Source organism: Novosphingobium sp. MMS21-SN21R (genome assembly GCF_031846015.1).
GTDB lineage: Bacteria > Pseudomonadota > Alphaproteobacteria > Sphingomonadales > Sphingomonadaceae > Novosphingobium.
Genome location: NZ_JAVRDU010000001.1, coordinates 2,492,494 through 2,509,849, shown reverse-complemented (window position 1 = coordinate 2,509,849; position 17,356 = coordinate 2,492,494). Strand labels below are relative to the sequence as shown.

27 protein-coding genes are annotated in these 17,356 nt (G+C 65.6%); 21 read left to right on the top strand and 6 right to left on the bottom strand.

All coding sequences use genetic code 11. From position 1 onward, the window contains the following. The first annotated feature begins 41 nt into the window (after positions 1-41). Positions 42-458 (top strand): DUF805 domain-containing protein, encoded by a 417-nt coding sequence (locus RM192_RS12015; RefSeq protein WP_311507790.1) that lies wholly within the window; start codon positions 42-44, stop codon positions 456-458. Between the two features lie 50 nt (positions 459-508). After that, a complete protein-coding gene (locus RM192_RS12010) occupies positions 509-925 on the top strand; it encodes a DUF805 domain-containing protein (RefSeq protein ID WP_311507788.1) in 417 nt (138 codons plus the stop codon). 103 nt (positions 926-1,028) lie between these two features. Here the strand turns inward: RM192_RS12010 and RM192_RS12005 are convergent, their stop codons facing one another. Together RM192_RS12005 and RM192_RS12000 are read right to left on the bottom strand one after the other, a co-directional pair. Further along, on the bottom strand, positions 1,029-3,620 hold the full coding sequence (locus RM192_RS12005; protein ID WP_409233810.1) for an ABC transporter permease: 2,592 nt from the start codon (positions 3,618-3,620) through the stop codon (positions 1,029-1,031). Then, positions 3,563-4,255, bottom strand: a complete 693-nt coding sequence (locus tag RM192_RS12000) for an ATP-binding cassette domain-containing protein (RefSeq protein WP_311507786.1) — start codon at positions 4,253-4,255, stop codon at positions 3,563-3,565. The genes RM192_RS12005 and RM192_RS12000 overlap by 58 nt, the downstream gene beginning before the upstream one ends. Before the next feature lie 78 nt (positions 4,256-4,333). On the opposite strand from RM192_RS12000, the gene RM192_RS11995 reads away from it, so the two are divergent. Continuing rightward, on the top strand, positions 4,334-5,014 hold the full coding sequence (locus RM192_RS11995; RefSeq protein WP_311507784.1) for an arylesterase: 681 nt from the start codon (positions 4,334-4,336) through the stop codon (positions 5,012-5,014). Positions 5,015-5,034: 20 nt separating this feature from the next. Here RM192_RS11995 and recF read toward each other — a convergent pair whose 3' ends face one another. Genes recF through pspF form a run of 3 tightly spaced genes read right to left on the bottom strand, consistent with a single transcriptional unit; the run spans position 5,035 to position 7,364 of the window. Next, on the bottom strand, positions 5,035-6,108 hold the full coding sequence (recF, locus tag RM192_RS11990) for a DNA replication/repair protein RecF (protein WP_311507783.1): 1,074 nt from the start codon (positions 6,106-6,108) through the stop codon (positions 5,035-5,037). Positions 6,109-6,111: 3 nt separating this feature from the next. Next, on the bottom strand, positions 6,112-6,339 hold the full coding sequence (locus RM192_RS11985) for a hypothetical protein (protein ID WP_311507782.1): 228 nt from the start codon (positions 6,337-6,339) through the stop codon (positions 6,112-6,114). Next, positions 6,339-7,364 (bottom strand): phage shock protein operon transcriptional activator, encoded by a 1,026-nt coding sequence (pspF, locus tag RM192_RS11980; protein WP_311507781.1) that lies wholly within the window; start codon positions 7,362-7,364, stop codon positions 6,339-6,341. The genes RM192_RS11985 and pspF overlap by 1 nt, the downstream gene beginning before the upstream one ends. A 121-nt stretch (positions 7,365-7,485) precedes the next feature. Between pspF and RM192_RS11975 the strand changes: the two genes are divergently transcribed. From RM192_RS11975 to RM192_RS11915, 13 genes are all read left to right on the top strand, one after another. Further along, on the top strand, positions 7,486-7,695 hold the full coding sequence (locus RM192_RS11975) for a hypothetical protein (RefSeq protein WP_311507780.1): 210 nt from the start codon (positions 7,486-7,488) through the stop codon (positions 7,693-7,695). After that, entirely contained in the window at positions 7,692-8,525 is an 834-nt protein-coding gene (pspA, locus tag RM192_RS11970; RefSeq protein ID WP_311507779.1) for a phage shock protein PspA, read from the top strand. The genes RM192_RS11975 and pspA overlap by 4 nt, the downstream gene beginning before the upstream one ends. A gap of 3 nt (positions 8,526-8,528) precedes the next feature. After that, a complete protein-coding gene (gene pspB, locus RM192_RS11965) occupies positions 8,529-8,825 on the top strand; it encodes an envelope stress response membrane protein PspB (protein WP_311507778.1) in 297 nt (98 codons plus the stop codon). Then, complete coding sequence (gene pspC / locus RM192_RS11960; RefSeq protein WP_311507777.1) at positions 8,822-9,196, top strand: envelope stress response membrane protein PspC; 375 nt, start codon at positions 8,822-8,824, stop codon at positions 9,194-9,196. Before pspB ends, pspC begins: the two co-directional genes overlap by 4 nt. A 27-nt stretch (positions 9,197-9,223) precedes the next feature. Continuing rightward, positions 9,224-9,505: a hypothetical protein gene (locus RM192_RS11955; RefSeq protein ID WP_311507776.1), complete on the top strand. Its 282-nt coding sequence runs from the start codon at positions 9,224-9,226 to the stop codon at positions 9,503-9,505. Then, entirely contained in the window at positions 9,505-9,822 is a 318-nt protein-coding gene (locus RM192_RS11950; protein WP_311507775.1) for a hypothetical protein, read from the top strand. Before RM192_RS11955 ends, RM192_RS11950 begins: the two co-directional genes overlap by 1 nt. Then, entirely contained in the window at positions 9,819-10,091 is a 273-nt protein-coding gene (locus tag RM192_RS11945) for a hypothetical protein (RefSeq protein ID WP_311507773.1), read from the top strand. Before RM192_RS11950 ends, RM192_RS11945 begins: the two co-directional genes overlap by 4 nt. A gap of 13 nt (positions 10,092-10,104) precedes the next feature. Beyond that, entirely contained in the window at positions 10,105-10,350 is a 246-nt protein-coding gene (locus tag RM192_RS11940) for a hypothetical protein (RefSeq protein ID WP_311507772.1), read from the top strand. A gap of 27 nt (positions 10,351-10,377) precedes the next feature. Continuing rightward, complete coding sequence (locus RM192_RS11935) at positions 10,378-10,599, top strand: hypothetical protein (RefSeq protein ID WP_311507770.1); 222 nt, start codon at positions 10,378-10,380, stop codon at positions 10,597-10,599. Positions 10,600-10,688: 89 nt separating this feature from the next. Continuing rightward, positions 10,689-11,102: a SufE family protein gene (locus RM192_RS11930; protein WP_311507769.1), complete on the top strand. Its 414-nt coding sequence runs from the start codon at positions 10,689-10,691 to the stop codon at positions 11,100-11,102. A 12-nt stretch (positions 11,103-11,114) separates the two neighbouring features. Beyond that, a complete protein-coding gene (locus tag RM192_RS11925) occupies positions 11,115-11,465 on the top strand; it encodes a YbaN family protein (RefSeq protein WP_311507768.1) in 351 nt (116 codons plus the stop codon). A gap of 74 nt (positions 11,466-11,539) precedes the next feature. Further along, on the top strand, positions 11,540-12,112 hold the full coding sequence (locus tag RM192_RS11920; protein WP_311507767.1) for a DUF4145 domain-containing protein: 573 nt from the start codon (positions 11,540-11,542) through the stop codon (positions 12,110-12,112). A 59-nt stretch (positions 12,113-12,171) separates the two neighbouring features. After that, positions 12,172-12,561: a hypothetical protein gene (locus RM192_RS11915; protein ID WP_311507766.1), complete on the top strand. Its 390-nt coding sequence runs from the start codon at positions 12,172-12,174 to the stop codon at positions 12,559-12,561. A 4-nt stretch (positions 12,562-12,565) separates the two neighbouring features. Here RM192_RS11915 and RM192_RS11910 read toward each other — a convergent pair whose 3' ends face one another. Beyond that, positions 12,566-13,081 carry a sterol desaturase family protein gene (locus RM192_RS11910; protein ID WP_311507765.1) on the bottom strand — a complete coding sequence of 172 codons (516 nt, stop codon included), beginning with the start codon at positions 13,079-13,081 and terminating at the stop codon, positions 12,566-12,568. 136 nt (positions 13,082-13,217) lie between these two features. Here RM192_RS11910 and RM192_RS11905 point away from each other — a divergent pair, with 136 nt between their 5' ends. The 5 genes from RM192_RS11905 to RM192_RS11885 all read left to right on the top strand — a co-directional run bounded on the left by RM192_RS11905 (position 13,218) and on the right by RM192_RS11885 (position 17,302). Then, complete coding sequence (locus RM192_RS11905; RefSeq protein ID WP_311507764.1) at positions 13,218-13,598, top strand: hypothetical protein; 381 nt, start codon at positions 13,218-13,220, stop codon at positions 13,596-13,598. 95 nt (positions 13,599-13,693) lie between these two features. Then, on the top strand, positions 13,694-15,127 hold the full coding sequence (gene leuC / locus RM192_RS11900; protein WP_311507763.1) for a 3-isopropylmalate dehydratase large subunit: 1,434 nt from the start codon (positions 13,694-13,696) through the stop codon (positions 15,125-15,127). 4 nt (positions 15,128-15,131) lie between these two features. Next, positions 15,132-15,662: a hypothetical protein gene (locus RM192_RS11895; protein ID WP_311507762.1), complete on the top strand. Its 531-nt coding sequence runs from the start codon at positions 15,132-15,134 to the stop codon at positions 15,660-15,662. Between the two features lie 54 nt (positions 15,663-15,716). Continuing rightward, positions 15,717-16,808 (top strand): zinc ribbon domain-containing protein, encoded by a 1,092-nt coding sequence (locus RM192_RS11890; RefSeq protein ID WP_311507761.1) that lies wholly within the window; start codon positions 15,717-15,719, stop codon positions 16,806-16,808. After that, the gene (locus tag RM192_RS11885; protein ID WP_311507760.1) at positions 16,805-17,302 is read left to right on the top strand and encodes a DNA-deoxyinosine glycosylase; all 498 of its coding nucleotides are present in this window, start codon (positions 16,805-16,807) and stop codon (positions 17,300-17,302) included. Before RM192_RS11890 ends, RM192_RS11885 begins: the two co-directional genes overlap by 4 nt. The last annotated feature ends 54 nt before the right edge of the window (positions 17,303-17,356 follow it).

The window sequence follows — 17,356 nt, the reverse complement described above, 5'->3', positions numbered from 1 at the left end:
CAATCCGCGCAACGATGCGGCAAGCAAAAGGGGGAATAACCATGGAATGGATGCTGATGCCGTACCGGCGCTATGCCGATTTTTCCGGGCGCTCACAGCGCAAGGAATACTGGATGTTCGTGCTGTTCACCTTCATCGTCGCCATGGTTTGCATAACATTGATGATTGCAGGCGGCATGTCGCTCGACGAAAGTGGTGAGGCCACACCCGGTCCGCTGTTCTGGCTCGGTGTCGTGATTCTGGCCATCTGGGGGATCGGCAGCATCATACCATCCATCGCTGTGCAGGTCCGCCGCTTCCACGATCAGGACAAGTCAGGCTGGATGGTCCTGCTCGGCTTCATTCCCTACGTCGGCAGCATCATCGTGTTCATCTTCATGTGCATCGAAGGGACGCGCGGCCCCAACCGGTTCGGCAACGATCCGAAGAACCCGACGAATTCCGATATCTTTGCCTGATCCATCGGGGCGCGACGTTCAGCGGCGCGCCCCCAGCTACGAGCGCTCCGATGAACTGGATGATCCTGCCTTACCGCCGTTACGCGGAATTTACCGGTCGCTCGCGCCGCCGCGAATACTGGATGTTCGCGCTGTTCTATTTCCTCGTGATGATCGCGCTCAATGCGGTGTTCGGCACCAACGAAGTCGAGCGCGGCAACGGCGCCTTCGTCTATGGTAGCCGTTTGGTCGGTACCGGAAGCTGGATCGGCGGGTTATTCTGGCTGGTCAGCATCGTCCCCGGCCTCGCCGTGTCGATCCGTCGCCTGCACGATCAGGACCGCACCGGCTGGCTCCTGCTGCTCTGGTTGATACCGCTGCTGGGCTGGTTCGCCCTGCTCGTGCTGATGTGCCTCGACGGCACACGCGGCACCAACCGCTTCGGCCCGGACCCGAAGAACCCGTCGCCGGTGGATGTGTTTAGCTGAGCGCGGCGACCTTCTCCAACCTCCGTTCGTGTCGAGCGAAGTCGAGACACCGCGCGCCAGTGTCTCGACTTCGCTCGACACGAACGGGTCTGGGGGAGGGCACTTACAACTCCCGCAGCACCTGCGCAGGCCGGGTCCGTAGCAGGCCGACGGAACCCGCTACCGCCAGCACCATGACCAGCGCCACACCGCCGCCCAGCACGCCAAGGATGCGCGGCCAGTCGGGCAGCCAGTCGAACTCGAACAGCCACACGATCACGCCGTAAGCCACGCCGGTGCCGAGAACCAGCGCGACACCCGCGAGCAAAGCGCACAGCAGCCCATACTCGGCCAGCAGCAGCACCAGCAACTGCCGCCTGCTTGCGCCGAGCACACGCAGGATCACGTTGTCATAAGTCTTGCGTTCGCGCGCCGCCGCGATCGCGCCTGCCAGCACCGCCATGCCCGCAAGGATCGCCACGCTCGCCGCCGCGAGGATCGCCGTGCCCATCTGCGACAGGATCTCGCGCGCCTGCCCCAGCACCGGCCCGATCTCGATCACAGAACTTGAGGGCAGGGCCTTTACCAGCCCCGACAGTATCGCTCGGCGCACCTGCGGCGTCTTGGCATCGGCGGGAAGGCCGATGGTCGCGGCAAGGTTATGCGGCGCATCGGCGATGGCGTTGGGGCTGAACACCAGCACATAGTTGAAGCCCATCGAATCCCAGTCGATCCGCCGGAACGAAGCAATCCGCGCCGTCCGCTCGACCCCAAGGATCGAAACCCCGATCATGTCGCCCAGCTTCAGGCCCAGCGCCTCGCGCAAGTCCTCGTCCACCGAGACCAAAGGTTCGCCAGCATAACCCGCCGCCCACCACGCGCCCGCCGTCAGCACGTTGCCCTCGGGGAGCGCATCGGCATAGGTCAGCCCGCGATCACCGCGCAAAGGCCAGGCGTTGTCGGGAATTTCCTTGAGATCGGCCACACGAGTCATCGCGCCTTCCGGCCCGTAAGCGACGATGCTCCCGCGCAGCGCTGGCACCGTGCGCAAGTCCGCCGCCGGAGCCGCCGTCTTCACCACCTGTTCGAACGCCGCCACCCGGTCGCGCGGCAGGTCGAGCACGAAATAGTCCGGCGCGCGTGTCGGGACGCGGCGCACGATGTTGCCATCAAGACTGGTTTGCACGCCCGCCAGCAGCACGAACGCCGCGAGGCCAAACCCCAGCGCTACCACCAGCGCCGAGGTCTGCGCGCCCGGACGGTGGAGGTTGGCCAGCGCCATCCGCGCAATCGCGCCCTTGGGCCGGGGCAGTCGTGCCGCCACTGCCGTCAATCCGCGCCCAAGCCCGGTCAGCAACAGGAACAGCGCCGCCGCTCCCCCTAGAAAGCCCGCCGCCAGCAACGGTTGCGGCGCGGTCAGGATCGCCAGCGCGGCAATCCCGGCTAACCCCAGCCCAACCGGCACCAGCGCAGCCCGCCATGCCGATCCCAGCGGACTGACCCTTGCGCGCATCAGCGCCATCGCCGGAAAATCCCGCGCCCGCACCAGTGGCGGCGCAGCAAAAGTCAGCGCGATCAGCGCGCCATAAGCCGCCGCAATCGCCAGCGCGCGGGCATCGATCACCAGCCCCGGCTCGATCGGCAACAGCCCCTGCAACGCCCTGCCCAGCAAGGGCGTCACGCTCACGCCCACGATCAGCCCGCCGAGGATCGCCAGCGAAGACGCGGCGGCAAGCTGCATCAGGTAGATACGCGCTATATCACCGCTCGACGCGCCGAGAATCTTGAGCGTGGCAATGCTCCCGCGTCGCGCTTCAAGATACGAATTCACCCCATTGCCGATGCCGATCCCGGCAATCGCCAACGCCGCCAGCGCCACCAGCACAAGGAACTGCCCCATCCGTGACACGAACCGGTCCAGCCCCGGCGAGGCCTTGTCGCGCGTGCGCACTTCATAGCCCGCCAGCGGAAACTGCGCCTTCACCGCCTCGCCCAGCGCCGCGGGGTCCGCGCCCGCAGGCAGCTTCACCCGCAACTTGGTGCGCACCATTGATCCGGGCTGGACCAGCGCGGAAGCGTCCAGCGCCTCGCGGCTGATGATCACTGTCGGGCCGAGCGAGAACCCTTCCGCCATGCGGTCCGGCTCGCTGCCGATCACCCCGCCAATGTTCAGCACCGCCTTGCCCACTTGCAATCGGTCGCCCACTTTCACATCCAGACGGTCGGCCACGCCCGGCGCAATCCACGCGGTCAGGCCCTGCGGCGCGCCCGCTGCCTTGCCGCTTTCCAGTGTGAACCGCCCATAGAGCGGCCACTTGTCGTCAACGGCTTTCAGTTCGATGGGGGTCGCGCGATCCTCGGCTCCCGGCACTGTCGCCATGGCCTGCAAGCGCGCGCCTTCGGAAAGGTCGCCCATGCCTGCGATCCGCGCGCGCTCATCCGCCGAAGGTTGCCGCGCCGCCAGCGTGAATTCCAGATCCGCGCCGAGCATCTCGCGCCCGCGCGTTGCCAGTTCGCGCTCGATCGCGCCGGTCAGCGTGCCGATGGCCGAAAGCGCCGCCGTACCCAGCACAAGGCACACCAGCAGCAGCCTGAGGCCCTTGAATCGCCAGTCCAACCCGCGCCGCGCCAGCGCCCATGCGGCGCGCCAGGAGAGGTTCACGCTGCGCCGTCCGAAACGATCAGCCCGTCTGCCAGCCGCACGATCCGTCCGCATCGCGCTGCCAGCGCCTCGTCATGCGTCACCATGATCAACGTCGCGCCCACTTGGCCTGCGCGCGCAAACAGCAGGTCGGCCACCGCCTCGCCATTGGTGTGGTCGAGATTCCCCGTCGGCTCGTCGGCAAACAGGATGGCCGGGCTGGGCGCCAGCGCGCGAGCAATCGCCACACGTTGCTGTTCGCCGCCCGAAAGCTGTGCCGGATAGTGATGCAGCCGGTGCCCCAGCCCCACCGCGACCAGTTCCGCCTCGGCCCGTGCCATGGCGTCCGGCATCCCGGCCAGTTCCAGCGGCGTCGCCACGTTCTCCAGCGCGGTCATCGTCGGCAAAAGGTGGAAGGCCTGCAACACGATCCCGATGCGCCCGCGCCGCGCCGCCGCCAGCCCGTCTTCGTCGAGCGTAGTGAAATCCGCGCCCGCCACGGTCAGCGCGCCGCCGCTCGCCCGCTCAAGGCCCGACAGGATCGCCAGCAGCGACGATTTGCCCGACCCCGATGGCCCGAGCAGGGCCAGAGTCTCGCCTTGACCCACGCAAAGGTCGATGCCGCGCAGGATTTCGACTCTCGCCTCGCCGGAACCGAGCGACAGGGTGAGGGCGGAAGCGGTGATTACCGGATTTGGGGTGCTTGTCACGGGCCTCAGGTGGCATAGATTGGTTGCAGGGCGCAACCTGCCCAATTGTAACAAAGTGCCGCTCAAGCTGGATGATCCATGCGCTATCTGACCCTTGCCATCGTGATGTTGCTTGCCGCCTGCTCGCCCGAAAAGGCCGCTGATCCCGCCCCCTCGGCCACCCCGGCCGCTGCGCCGATTGCCGCCGATGCCCCGGTGATCCTCGCCTTTGGGGATAGCCTCTACGCGGGCTACCAGCTCAATCCGGGCGAGGGCTATCCGCCCCGCCTCGAAGCGGCGCTGAACGCGGGTGGCACCCCGGCGCGCGTGGTCAATGCGGGCGTCTCGGGTGATACCACCGCCGCCGCACTGCAACGCCTGACGTTTACGCTCGACAACCAGCCGGTGAAGCCCACGCTGGCGCTCGTCGGCCTCGGCGGCAACGACATGCTGCGGGGACTCCCGCCCGAACAGACCCGCCAGAACCTCGACGCAATCCTCACCGAGTTCGATAAGCGCCAGATCCCCGTGGTCCTCACCGGCATGCTCGCCGCGCCCAATCTGGGCGAGGATTATGCGGGCAAGTTCAACGCCATCTGGCCCGAACTTGCCAGGAAGCACAAGGCGGGACTGGTCCCGTTCTTCCTCCAGCCGGTGATCGGCCAGAAAGCGCTGATGCTCGAAGACAACGTCCACCCCAACGCGCAAGGCGTCGAGCGGATCGTGGCGGCAACGCAGGCGCAAGTGGCCGAAGCCCTGAAGGCAGCGTTGAAAGAATAGCCTCGACGCGAACGGAGATGTCAGACCCGCTCCACCATCCCGTCACGCACCGCCCATACCGCGCTCGCCCCGGCAATCTCCGCAAAGGGCGCAATCTCCGTCCCCGTCATCCACACTTGCGCGCCAGACTCCGCCAGCCGCTCGAACAGGGCCGAGCGCCGCACCGGATCCAGATGCGCCGCGATTTCATCGAGCAATAGCAGGCGCGGTCGCTCCCCTGCCGTCAGCCCGGCATGGGCCAGCACGATAGCGATCAGCATCGCTTTCTGCTCACCGGTCGAACAATCCGCTGCGGCTGCGTTCTTTGCCGCCAGCGTGACCGCCAGATCGTCGCGGTGCGGCCCCGTGAGCGAGCGCCCCGCCGCCCGGTCCCGCCGCCGTCCCTCACGCAACAGCGCACGCAAGGCCTCGGCCTCCATCGGAACCTCGCTGGCATAGTGCAGCAAGGGCCGCGCGAAGGGCTGCTCGGGCACGCCTTCCAAGGCGACGCCAAGGTCGGCCACCAGCGCCGCGCGCGATGCCGCCATTGCCGCGCCGGTCTCGGCCATCTGCGCCTCGATCCCGTCGAGCCACATCGCGTCAGGCTCCATCTGCTCGCCCAGCAGGCGGTTGCGCTCACGCAGCGCGTTCTCATAGCGCGTTGCGGTTCGCGCGTGCCCCGGTTCGCGCGCCAGCACCAGCCGGTCCAGAAACCGCCGCCGCGAACCTGCGCTTTCGGCAAACAACCGGTCCATCGCGGGCGTCAGCCAGGTGATCGAAAGCCACTCGGCCAGCCGCGCCGCCGGGCCTTCAGCGCCATTGATCCGGACGGAGCGGCGGTTCGGCGCTTGGGCCTCGCTCGCCGTGCCGATCTGCACCGCGCCGTCCTCCATATCCGCCGCCACGGCAAACCCGCCCGTGCCATCGCGCCCCGCCATCTCGGCAGGCTGCGCGCGTCTCAGGCCCCGGCCCGGCGCGAGCAGGCTGATCGCCTCGAGCACATTGGTCTTGCCCGCGCCGTTCTCGCCCACCAGCACGTTGAAGGCGCGCATCCCCTCCATCCGCGTCGCGGCGTGGTTGCGAAAATCGCGCAAGGTCAAGCGGGTGAGGGACATCGGTCAGGCGCTGTGCCGCGCCGCAATCCGAAGAGCGGTGATCAGGATGTAGATGAACGGCACCACGATCGTGAACGCGATCGCGGGCCGCTCGAAAAACTGCGCCGCCAGCACCAGCACGCCAAAGCATACGAACACCGAAACGACCGCGCCGAAGATCAGCGCAAGGCCCTTCCAGTGCACCGGCACATAGGCCCACAGCCATTTGCGGAACCACACGTCGCGCTCCATCAGCCCGCGCCCCGGTCCGTCAGCCCGTGCTTCTTCATGCAGTGCCGCAACTGGTCGTAGCTCAGGCCCAATGCCTTCGCGGTCTGGCGCTGGTTGAAGCGGTTGCGCCCCAGGTGATGCTCGATGATCGAACGCTCATGCGCCTCGACCGCTTGCCGCAGATCGGTCACGCCATCCAGATCGGGCGCCGCAGCGGGTCGCGCCGGGGCAGGGGATTCCATCTCTGCCGCACGGGGGGGCGAGATCGGCTTCCACGCGCTTTCGAACGGATCGAACTGCACATGCGCAATCGGCGTCGTCGCATCGTCCCAGCGATAGACCGCGCGCTCGACCACGTTGCGCAATTCGCGCACGTTGCCGGGCCACAGGTATTCCTCAAGCGCGCGCTGGACGGTGGCGGAAAAGCCCGGCCAGGCGTCCCAGTGAAGTTCCGCTGCCATGCGCCGCCCGAAGTAATCGGCCAGCACCGCGATATCGCCCTCGCGCACGCGCAGTGGCGGCAGGGTGATCACCTCGAAGCTCAGGCGGTCGAGCAGATCGGGCCGAAACCGCCCCTGTTCGGCCATCCGGGGTAGGTCCTCGTTGGTCGCCGCGACGATGCGCACGTCCACCCGCACCGGCTTGCTCGATCCGATCCTTGTCACCTCGCCATACTCGACCGCGCGCAGCAGGCGCTCCTGCGCGCCCATCGACAGCGTGCCCAGTTCATCAAGGAAGAGCGTGCCCTTGTCCGCTTCCTCGAACCGCCCGGTCCGCGCCCGCGTCGCCCCGGTAAACGCGCCCGCCTCGTGCCCGAAAAGTTCCGCTTCGATGAGCGTTTCGGGCAGGGCGGCGCAGTTCATCGTCACCAGCGGCTCGGTCCAGCGCGAGGACAGGCGGTGGAGGCGTTCGGCGATCAGTTCCTTGCCGGTCCCGCGCTCGCCGATCACCAGCACCGGGCGGCGCATCGGAGCGGCGCGGCTGGCGCGTTCCACCGCGTCGAGGAAGGCACCCGATTGCCCGATGAACTGAACTTCCCGATCCATCCCCAACCAATAGCGCATTTTCCCAAGTGTCGGCAATATTCCCCAACATTAAAGGCGAATAACCGGGGAAGAATGGCGGAAATCTGCGCCCGATACAGTTTGGCACACCCCTTGCTCTATCATGAACAACCCCGGCCGACACGCCGGAACACCCCGCCGAAAGGTCCGCATGATGTACACCGCCCGCTTCTTCTCCACCCAGCTCGGACGCGCCAGCCTCGCCAGCATCGGTGCGATGGTGGTCCTGTGCTGCTTCGCGCTGACCCAGCAGGTCAATTCGGTGCCGACCGTCATGGCCTCGTCTGCGGCGATCACCGGGGAACTTGCATGACCGAAGACCTCACCCCGATCCGGCCAGAACGCGCAGGTGCCTCGCGCACCACGCGCCTCGATGCCGAGCTTGAGCGTCTGCGCACCTCGCCTTCGTCAAGCGACCGCCCGCGCTCGTCGCAATCCTTTTCGTCCTTCAACTCCGGAGCAAACCTGATGGGCATCTTCTCGCGGACTCGCGACATCATTGCCGCCAATTTCAACGACTTGCTTGATAAGGCGGACGATCCTGCCAAGATGATCCGGATGATCATCATGGAGATGGAGGAAACGCTGGTCGAAGTCCGCGCCTCTGCCGCCCGCACCATTGCCGATCAGAAGGAAATGGGCCGCCACGTCGCCAAGCTTGACCGGCTCCAGCATGACTGGTCCGAGAAGGCTCAGCTGGCTCTGTCGAAGGACCGCGAGGATCTTGCCCGTGCGGCCCTCGTCGAGAAGAAGAAGGCCGAGGACATGGCGCACCAGCTGCGCACCGAGATCGGCGTGCTCGACGATTCGATGCGCGCCTACGAACTCGACATCGACAAGCTGCAGACCCGCCTGCGCGAAGCCCGCAGCCGCCAGACCGCCATCGCTGCCCGCCTCGAAAGCGCCGAGAACCGCGTCCGCCTGCGCACCCTGCTCGCCAGTGAGCGCGTGGACGAGGCCATGGCCCGCTTCGACCAGCTCGAACGCCGTGTCGATTACGCCGAAGGCCGCGCCGACGCGCTGAGCCTGTCGGACGGCAACTCCAAGCCCAGCCTGGCGGATGAAATCTCTGCGCTCGCCGGCAAGGACAAGATTGACGAAGAGCTGGAAGCGATGAAGCGCGCGCTCGGAAAGGAAGACTGATCCATGGAAGACGCAGTTCCCATTATCGCCATTTTTCTCGGCCTGCCGTGGATCATCTTTCACTACATCACCAAGTGGAAAACCTCGGCGACCTTGACCAACGGTGACGAGGCCTTGCTGGACGAACTCTACCAGCTCGCTCGCCGCCTCGATGACCGGATGGACACGGTCGAGCGCCTTGTCGCTTCCGATAACCCGGACTTCAAGCCCGCCCGCATCCTGCATGACCGCGAAACCGACAATCAGAAGCTGCGCGAACTCGACCGGATGTTCGCCGAACAGGGAAGGACCTCGAAGTGAACAGCCCCCGCACCCGCTTTTACCGCGACAAGGTCAACGGCAAGGTCATGGGCGTTTGCGCCGGGATTGCCGACTATACCGGGGTGGATGTGCTCTGGGTCCGCCTCGGCTTCCTGATCCTGGCATTCTCTATGGGCTGGCCGTTCCTCGCCTACTTCGCGCTCGGCTTTCTGGCCGGCAAGAAGCCGGGCCACCTCTATGGTGACCGTCAGGAGCAGCAGTTCTGGCAGCGTGTGCGCCAGTCGCCCGCCCGCACTGCCCGCGAAGTACGTGCCAGCTTCCGCGACATCGACCGCCGCCTGGCCGACGTCGAAAGCTTCTACGTCAACAGCAACCCGCGTCTTTCGGCGGAAATCGAAAGCCTGCGCTAAGCACGCTTCAACTGGGGGACTGAACCGATGGGACCTGATACCCTTGCGCCGCTGATCCCGATCGTGGCGCTGATGATCCCGATCGTTGCGATCTGGACCAAGCACCGCACCAAGATCGCCGAGATGCAGATCAGCGCGACTGCCGAACTCAGCGCCGAAAAGGCCGCGCAATACGCCAGCCACACCCGCGAACTCGAAGAACGCGTCCGCGTCCTCGAACGGATCGTGACCGACAAGGGCTTCGACACCGCCGCCCAGATCGAAGCGCTGCGCCGTGATGCTGCCAGCCTTGAAGACAGGAGGCAGTGATGAACTGGGCCGGTCCTGAATTCGTCCTGTGGATCATCGCCATCTCCACCGGCGGCTGGGTGATCAACAACTGGATCCGCGCCCGCCACGGCTATGCGCTGGAAGACGAATGGGGCGGCAAGACCGACCGTTCGGATCAGGAGGCCGTAACCAAGCTGCGGGAGGAAAACGCGTTGCTGCGCGATCAGCTCGAAGCCACCCACCAGCGTCTCGCCAATGTCGAAGCCATCGTCACCGATCGCGGCTTCGAAGTGGCCGGGCAGATCGAGGCCTTGCGCGGCGCGCGCTCCAATGCCAGCCTTGGAGAGCAACAATGAACGAAGACGTGATCCTCGCCCTCGCGTTCATGCTGGTCGTGGTGCCCATCGTGTTCGGCGTCATGTCTGACATGTACAAGCGCCGCCTGAACTTCCGCGAGCGTGAACTCGAACTGCTGTCAAAGCAGACCGCCGAGAAGGCCGCGCAATATGCCGCTCAGGCCGAACGGCTGGAACAGCGGGTCCGCGTGCTCGAACGCATCGCCACCGAGAACAAGGCCGATCTCGCGCTGCAGATCGAAGGTCTGCGCGACGTGAAGGTCAACTGAGGGAACGCCCGCAATGTCATTCTGGAGTGCCCTGGTGGCGATCGTCGCCATCATCGCTTACGCCAACATCCGCATGAACCGCGACCGGCACGGCGCACCGCCTGCCGATACGGGCAACGCCGACCCTGCCTACACCGCCGCGCTCGAACGCGAAGTCGCCGAAATGCGCAAGCGTCTCGAAGTGCTCGAACGCATCGCCACCGACGATGGCGAAACCCGCCGCCTCTCGCGTGAGATTGATTCGCTCCGCGAAAAGTAAATCCATCCGCAACAGGGAGTTGCAGGCATGACTTCCGATATTGTCCTCTCGCTTTCCGCTCTGACCGGCCTCGCCATGGTCGCCATGGCCACCTTGCGTGGCTGGGACGGCTGGCTCGCCCTCAAGCGCCTCGAACTCGAACGCGCCGGTGCCGCCGACTATGGAGACACTGCCAGCCTGATCGACCTCGCCGACATGCGCGAACGCCTGCGCAAACTCGAAGCCATCGCAGCAGGCGTGGATTTGTAGTTTGGTCATAAAGCTGGCCGTTCGTGCCGAGCCTGTCGAAGCACGCGCGCAGCACTTGAGGCCGCGCAGTGTTCTGCTAAAGCCCGCCCATGCGCAGCCTTGACGACATTCTCGAAGAGTACGAATTCCTCGATGGCGACGAACGCTATCGCCTGCTGATCGAACTCGGCCGCGAACTCGAAGACATGCCCGACGCCCTGAAAACCGACGCCACGCTGGTGCGTGGCTGTTCGGCCAGCGTCTGGGTCTATCCCACGCAGGGGCAGGGCGGCACGCTGCATTTCCTGGCCGACAGCAATGCCGCGATCACCAAGGGCATCGTCGCACTGGTTCTCGCCGCCGTGCAGGACAAGCCCGCCGCGCAAGTTGCCGCCATGGACGTCGCCGAAGCACTCGGCCCCTTCGATCTCAAAAAGCAGCTTTCGTCCAACCGCACGCAGGGCGTGCCCAACATGATCGCGCTCGTGCGCGAACACGCCGCCCGCCTCGCGGCTGCGGCCTGAAGGGCAGGGACTTTGCGCCGCCATCTCTATCTCGCGGGCGGCATCATTTCGGTGGCTCTGGGCGCAATCGGCGCGTTCCTGCCGATCCTGCCCACGGTCCCGTTCCTGCTGCTGGCCACGTTCTTCTTCGCGCGCTCCAACCCCGCGTGGGAGCAGCGCCTGCTCGATCACCCACGCTACGGGCCGCCCTTGCGCCAATGGCGTGAACGGCGCGCCATCTCGCGCAAGGCCAAAAAGGGCGCGCTGATCGCCATGGGCGCGGGCGTGCTGCTGACCGCTTTCACAGCGGGCTGGCCGTGGCTGCTGATTCCCGCCGCAGTCATGGGAATCACCGGCACCTGGATATGGACTCGCGCGGAATAGCCCTCCGCAATCAATGTTCCATATTTGTTCCGTTTCGGATAGGATCTTCCGAGACTCGAAACGGACCTTAGCCCATGATCACGCTCACCGTAGGCCAGACCGGCGGCACCGACTGGCTTGACTGGTCCGCCGCCATGTTCTCGGCGCTCGCCTGGCCCTTGGCCGCGCTGGTCATAGCGCTGATCTTCCGCAGGCACCTGCTCGCGCTGCTGTCCCGTCTCGATGAACTGAGCTGGGGCGACAAGTCCGCCCGCTTCGCCCAGCAGCTCGACAGCCTCGAATCGCAGGCCCCGCCATTGCAGGCGAGCATCGAACCCGGGCCCGAACTCGCGCTGTCGGGCGATCACAGCCGCTTCCTCAAACTGCTCGACCTGTCCCCCAACGCCGCCGTGCTCGATTCATGGTCGGGCATCGAAGACGCGCTGCAAGGCCTCGCCCACACCCACCAGCTCGCCATAGCCGACCCCATACAAGCCGCCCGCCACCTCCACCAACACGGCATCCTCCCCGCCCGCACCGCAGGCATGATCGGCGAAATGCGGAGCCTGAGAAACGCGGCGGCCCACAATCAGGACATCTCGGTGTCCGACGCGCTGCGGTTTAGGAACTTGGCGAAGGGAGTGCTGAACGAGATCAGGTTGGCGTGAGGGAAGGGGGTAACGCGAAGGCTTTCACAGCTACTGCAACTGCCCTATGCCTTCAATTCATGGAATTCGTGTTTGAAGTGCTGCTTCAGTTTGGTGGAGAGATCCTGCTTCAGACCCTGTTTGAGGTGCTGGCGGAATTGGGGATGCGCAGCATGGCTGATACCCTGCAGAAGCCCCGGACACCCCTGTTCTCTACTATCGGCTTCATCCTTTGGGGTCTGATCGCAGGCGGGATCAGCCTTTTGCTATTCCCAACCTCGCCGATTGCTAATCCCACGCTCCGAGCGATCAACCTGTTCATCACGCCTACCACGATTGCTGCGATTATGATGTTCATCGGCTGGGCACGGACGAAAAAGGGACAACCGCTCGTCAGCCTAGACCGCTTTGGCTACGCATTTGTTTTCGCATTCGCGATGGCGTTGGTGCGATACATTTGGGTCGGCTGACCAATCAGTCCACCGCTTCCCGCAACACCGCAATCCCCCGCTCCCGCTGCACCCGCAGCTCCCGCTTCAGCACCGCCGGATCGCGCGCAATCACAAAGCCGAAGCTCACCCCGCCTTCCTTGCCGATGGTCGCGTGGTGCAGCTTGTGCGCCTGCACCAGCCGCTTGGCATAGCCGCGCTTGGGCACCCAGCGGAACCAGCGCTGGTGGACCAGCCCGTCATGCACCAGCGTGTAAATCACCCCATAAGCCAGCACGCCAAGGCCGATCCAGGTCCCCGGCCACCACGCCGCGTCGCCGCGCACCAGCGGGCTGCCGATGGCAAAAAACGTGATCGAAATCGCCGCTCCGAACAGCGCATAAAGGTCATTTTTCTCAAGGAACCCGTCATGCGGTTCATGGTGGTCGCGGTGCCAGCCCCAGCCGAAGCCATGCATCACATATTTGTGGCTGGACCACGCCACGAACTCCATGGCGAGCACCGTGGCGATCACGATCAGAATGGCGGCAAGCGTCTGCATGGGCCACGCCATACAACGCCCAACCGCGCCCTGCGACACATTCTTACACTTTGCCCGAAAGGCGCGACGCTTCGTTTTTCTGCCGTTCAGCCGCGCGGGCGCAGTTTGCCTCCAACGCAAACAAGGAGTTACCCCCATGCGCAAGACCATTCTCGCCGCCGTCCTCACCACCATGATCGCAGGCGTCGCCACCCCGGCGATGGCATGGGACAACGATCGCTATCCCGGAGGCAACCGCGCCGAGGCCTCGTATCTGACGCCGGGCCGCAACGCCGAGATTCGCCGCGACATCAACCAGCTTGATCGCAAGATCGACCGCGCTGTCGCCAATCGCGCGATTTCCCGCCGCGAGGCTGTGGGCCTGCACCGCGATGCGCGCGACGTGAAGCAGCTTTACAGCCGCTACGCCGACCGCGGGCTGAGCGCGAACGAATACCGCACGCTGGAACGCCGCGTCGCCACGATCACCGATCGCCTGCGCGGTGAGCGCCGGGACCATGATGGCCGCCGTGGCTGATGCTCTACCGGCGTAACAAAATTGCGCCCGCTGACCGGATGGCCCGCCCTTTCCTGCTTGAATTGCGGGGAGGGCGGGCCTAACCGCTGGCCACTATGCCGAACAATCCACGCACCCTCTACCAGAAGATCTGGGACGCCCACGTTGTCGAACAGCGCGACGATGGCACGGCCCTGATCTATATCGACCGTCACCTCGTCCACGAAGTGACCAGCCCGCAGGCGTTCGAAGCGCTTCGCACGTCGGGCCGGAAGGTGCGCCGCCCCGATCTCACGCTTGCCGTGCCCGATCATAATCTGCCCACCACCGCGCGCCGCGCCGCCGACGGCACGCGCATTCCCATTGCGGACGCGGAATCCGCCCAGCAACTCGAAGCGCTTGAGCGCAATGCGCCCGCCTTCGGCATCCGCTACATCGGCGATGCCGATGCGGAGCAGGGCATCGTCCACGTTGTCGGGCCGGAACAGGGCTTCTCGCTCCCCGGCGCGACCATCGTCTGCGGTGACAGCCACACCGCCTGCCACGGCGGCCTCGGCGCGCTGGCCTTTGGCATCGGCACCAGCGAGGTCGAACACGTCCTCGCCACGCAAACGCTGCTTCTCAAGCAATCGAAGACCATGGAAGTCCGTGTCGATGGCACGCTGACCCCCGGCGTCACCGCCAAGGACGTAGTCCTGCACATCACCGGGGTGCTCGGCGCGGCGGGCGGCACCGGCTCGGTCATCGAATATACCGGGCAGGTCATCCGCGACCTGTCGATCGAGGGCCGGTTGACCATCTCGAACATGGCAATCGAACACGGCGCGCGCGCAGGCCTGTGCGCGCCCGATGAAAAGACCATCGCCTATATCAAGGGCCGTCCCTATGCGCCCAAGGGCGATGATTGGGACAAGGCCGTGGCATGGTGGACGAGCCTCGCCACCGATCTCGGCGCGACCTATGACAAGGTCGTCGTGATCGATGCCAAGGACATCGCGCCTTCGGTTACCTGGGGCACCAGTCCTGAGGACGTCCTGCCGATCACCGGCCTCGTCCCCGCGCCCGAAAGCTTTGCCGATCCGTCCAAGCAGGACGCCGCCCGCGCCAGCCTCGCTTACATGGGCCTGACCCCCGGTCAGCGCATGGAAGACGTCGAGGTCCAGAACATCTTCATTGGCTCCTGCACCAACAGCCGCATCGAAGACATGCGCGCCGCCGCCGCGATCCTCAAGGGTCGCCACAAGTCCGCCAACGTCAAGTGGGCGATCGTCGTCCCCGGCTCGGGCCTCGTCAAGCAGCAGGCCGAGGCCGAAGGCCTTGACCGCGTGTTCATCGACGCGGGCTTCGAATGGCGCGAACCGGGCTGTTCGGCCTGCCTCGGCATGAACCCGGACAAGGTGCCTGCGGGCGAACGCTGCGCTTCCACCTCGAACCGCAATTTCGTCGGACGGCAAGGGCCGGGCGCGCGCACGCACCTCGTCAGCCCGGCGATGGCCGCCGCCGCCGCCGTAACCGGGCACTTGACCGACGTCCGCAAGCTGATGGCCTGATCCCATGGCAGGCCTGCCGACAGCCGCGCTCCAACTCGCAGGGTTCCTCATGGCCCATGCGTTCTGGACTGTGTCGGACCTGCCCGCCGGGAGCCATTACCAGCCGCAATCGCTGTGCATGCGCAGCGACGGCAACCGCGCGCTGAGCACGTTCGAAGGCGCGACCACGCTCGAACAGGACGAACAGGCCAAGGCCTTCATCACCGGCGGCGCGTCGCAATGGCCCGATTGCGCGGTCGCCCGTCAGGTCAAGGTCGGTACGCCCAAAGGCGATGTCGACGCCTTGGTGATCGATGTTGTGCAATATGGCGGCAGCGTCATGACCGTGGTCCAGGCCTTCCGCCCCGGCCCCGCCGAGTTCCGGCTGCTCGGCGACGAACTGATGATGGCCGACAACGGCCCGCTCCCACCGCTCCCCGCCGCACAAGCCGCCGCCATGATGCGCGAAGGCGCGATCGACCACCCCGGCCTCGGCGACAAGTGGAACCAGTGGGAAGCCGCGCGCGATCCCGTCAGCCCGCTGATCCAGCGCTGATTTACACAGGCCCCGCCAGCGCCTAGCCTCTCCCCGAACTGGAGTGGACTGAACATGGATATGGTCAAGGGAGTCCGCGTGCCGGAACGCCTCTATCGCGGCGTTCTCTGGCTGGTTTCGATCGTCTTTGCAGGCTTCATCATTGGCCTCGGCAATCTCGTGATCGGCGATCTGCCGCTGGTCGAGGAGCAGGTCTATACTGCCCCCGCTGACGATACGCCCGCGATCCGGCAGCTCCGCAAGGACATCGCCCAGATCGGGCGGGACAAAGCCGGCATCGACGACAAGCTCGAAATCCAGCGCCTCCAGCTCGATCAGGCGACACGCGCCTCGACCACCGCCGGCGAGACCTTCCGCGCCTGGATCGCAGCACGCACCGCCACCACCAATCCGCAACAGGACCCCGAAGTCCTCGCCCGCACGCGCGAACTCGAACAGCTCAAGGGCAACGAGCGCGCGATCCAGCAGGCCATTGCCGATCTTGAAAACGTCCGCGCTCCGCTCGACCAGCGCGAAAGTGCCCTGCGTTCCCATGAGAACGACCTGATCAACGAGGCCCTGCCTGCGCAGGAACGCGCGATGTTCTGGCAGGAACTGCGCGTCTTCGGTCTTCGACTGCTGATCACCTTGCCGATGCTCGCGGTCGCCACGTGGATGGTGGTGAAAAAGCGCAAGAGCGATCACTGGCCGCTGATGCGCGGTTTCGTGCTGGCGGCGGTGTTCGTGTTCTTCGTCGAACTCGTCCCCTATCTGCCAAGCTATGGCGGCTATATCCGCTACGCCGTCGGCATCGCGCTGACATTTGCCGCCGGGCATTTCCTGATCAAGAACATGCGCGCCTACATCGCGCATCGCACCGAAGTGGAAGCCGAGGCCGAGCAGGAGCGCCGCAAGCGCGTTTCCCATGACGAGGCGTTCAAGAAGATGGCGGCCAAAGTCTGCCCCGGCTGCGACCGCCCCATCGCCACCACGGGCGACGCCGAGTCCAACTTCTGCGTCCACTGCGGCATGACCCTGTTCGACCATTGCCACAGCTGCAACACTCGCAAGATGGCGTTCTTCCGCTTTTGCATGACCTGCGGCACGCCCGCCAAGGACGAGGAAGCCCCACCGCCCCTGGCGCCACCCACCCCCGTTCCTGCATGACCGAGCGCAAGGCCTCGTTCGCGCCGATAACCGATGAGCGAACCCGCGTCCTGATCCTCGGCAGCCTGCCCGGTGAGGCCAGCCTTGCCGCCGCGCGCTACTACGCCAATCCGCGCAACCAGTTCTGGCGACTGGTCGGCGCAGTCATCGGGCAGGATCTCGAAGGCGCGGCCTATGAAACCCGGCTGGCCACGCTTCTGGATCACGGCATCGGCCTGTGGGATTCCATCGGCACGGCCATCCGCCAAGGCAGCCTCGATACCGCCATCCGCAATGTCGAGGCCAACCCGCTGGCGCACCTCGTTGCTGCGCTCCCAGCTCTGCAGGCAGTCGCCTTCAACGGTGCGAAATCGGCCTCCATCGGCGCGCCGCAGCTGGCCGGCGAAGCGCGTCTGACCCTGCTCCGCCTGCCCTCCAGCAGCCCTGCGCATGCCGCGCTCAGCTTCGAGGCCAAGCACGCCCAATGGATAGCCCTGCGGAAATTCCTCGGGTAAACCTTGCATTCACGCAGGGGCGTGTCCAATCTGGCCCCAACGAATTCAAGGAGT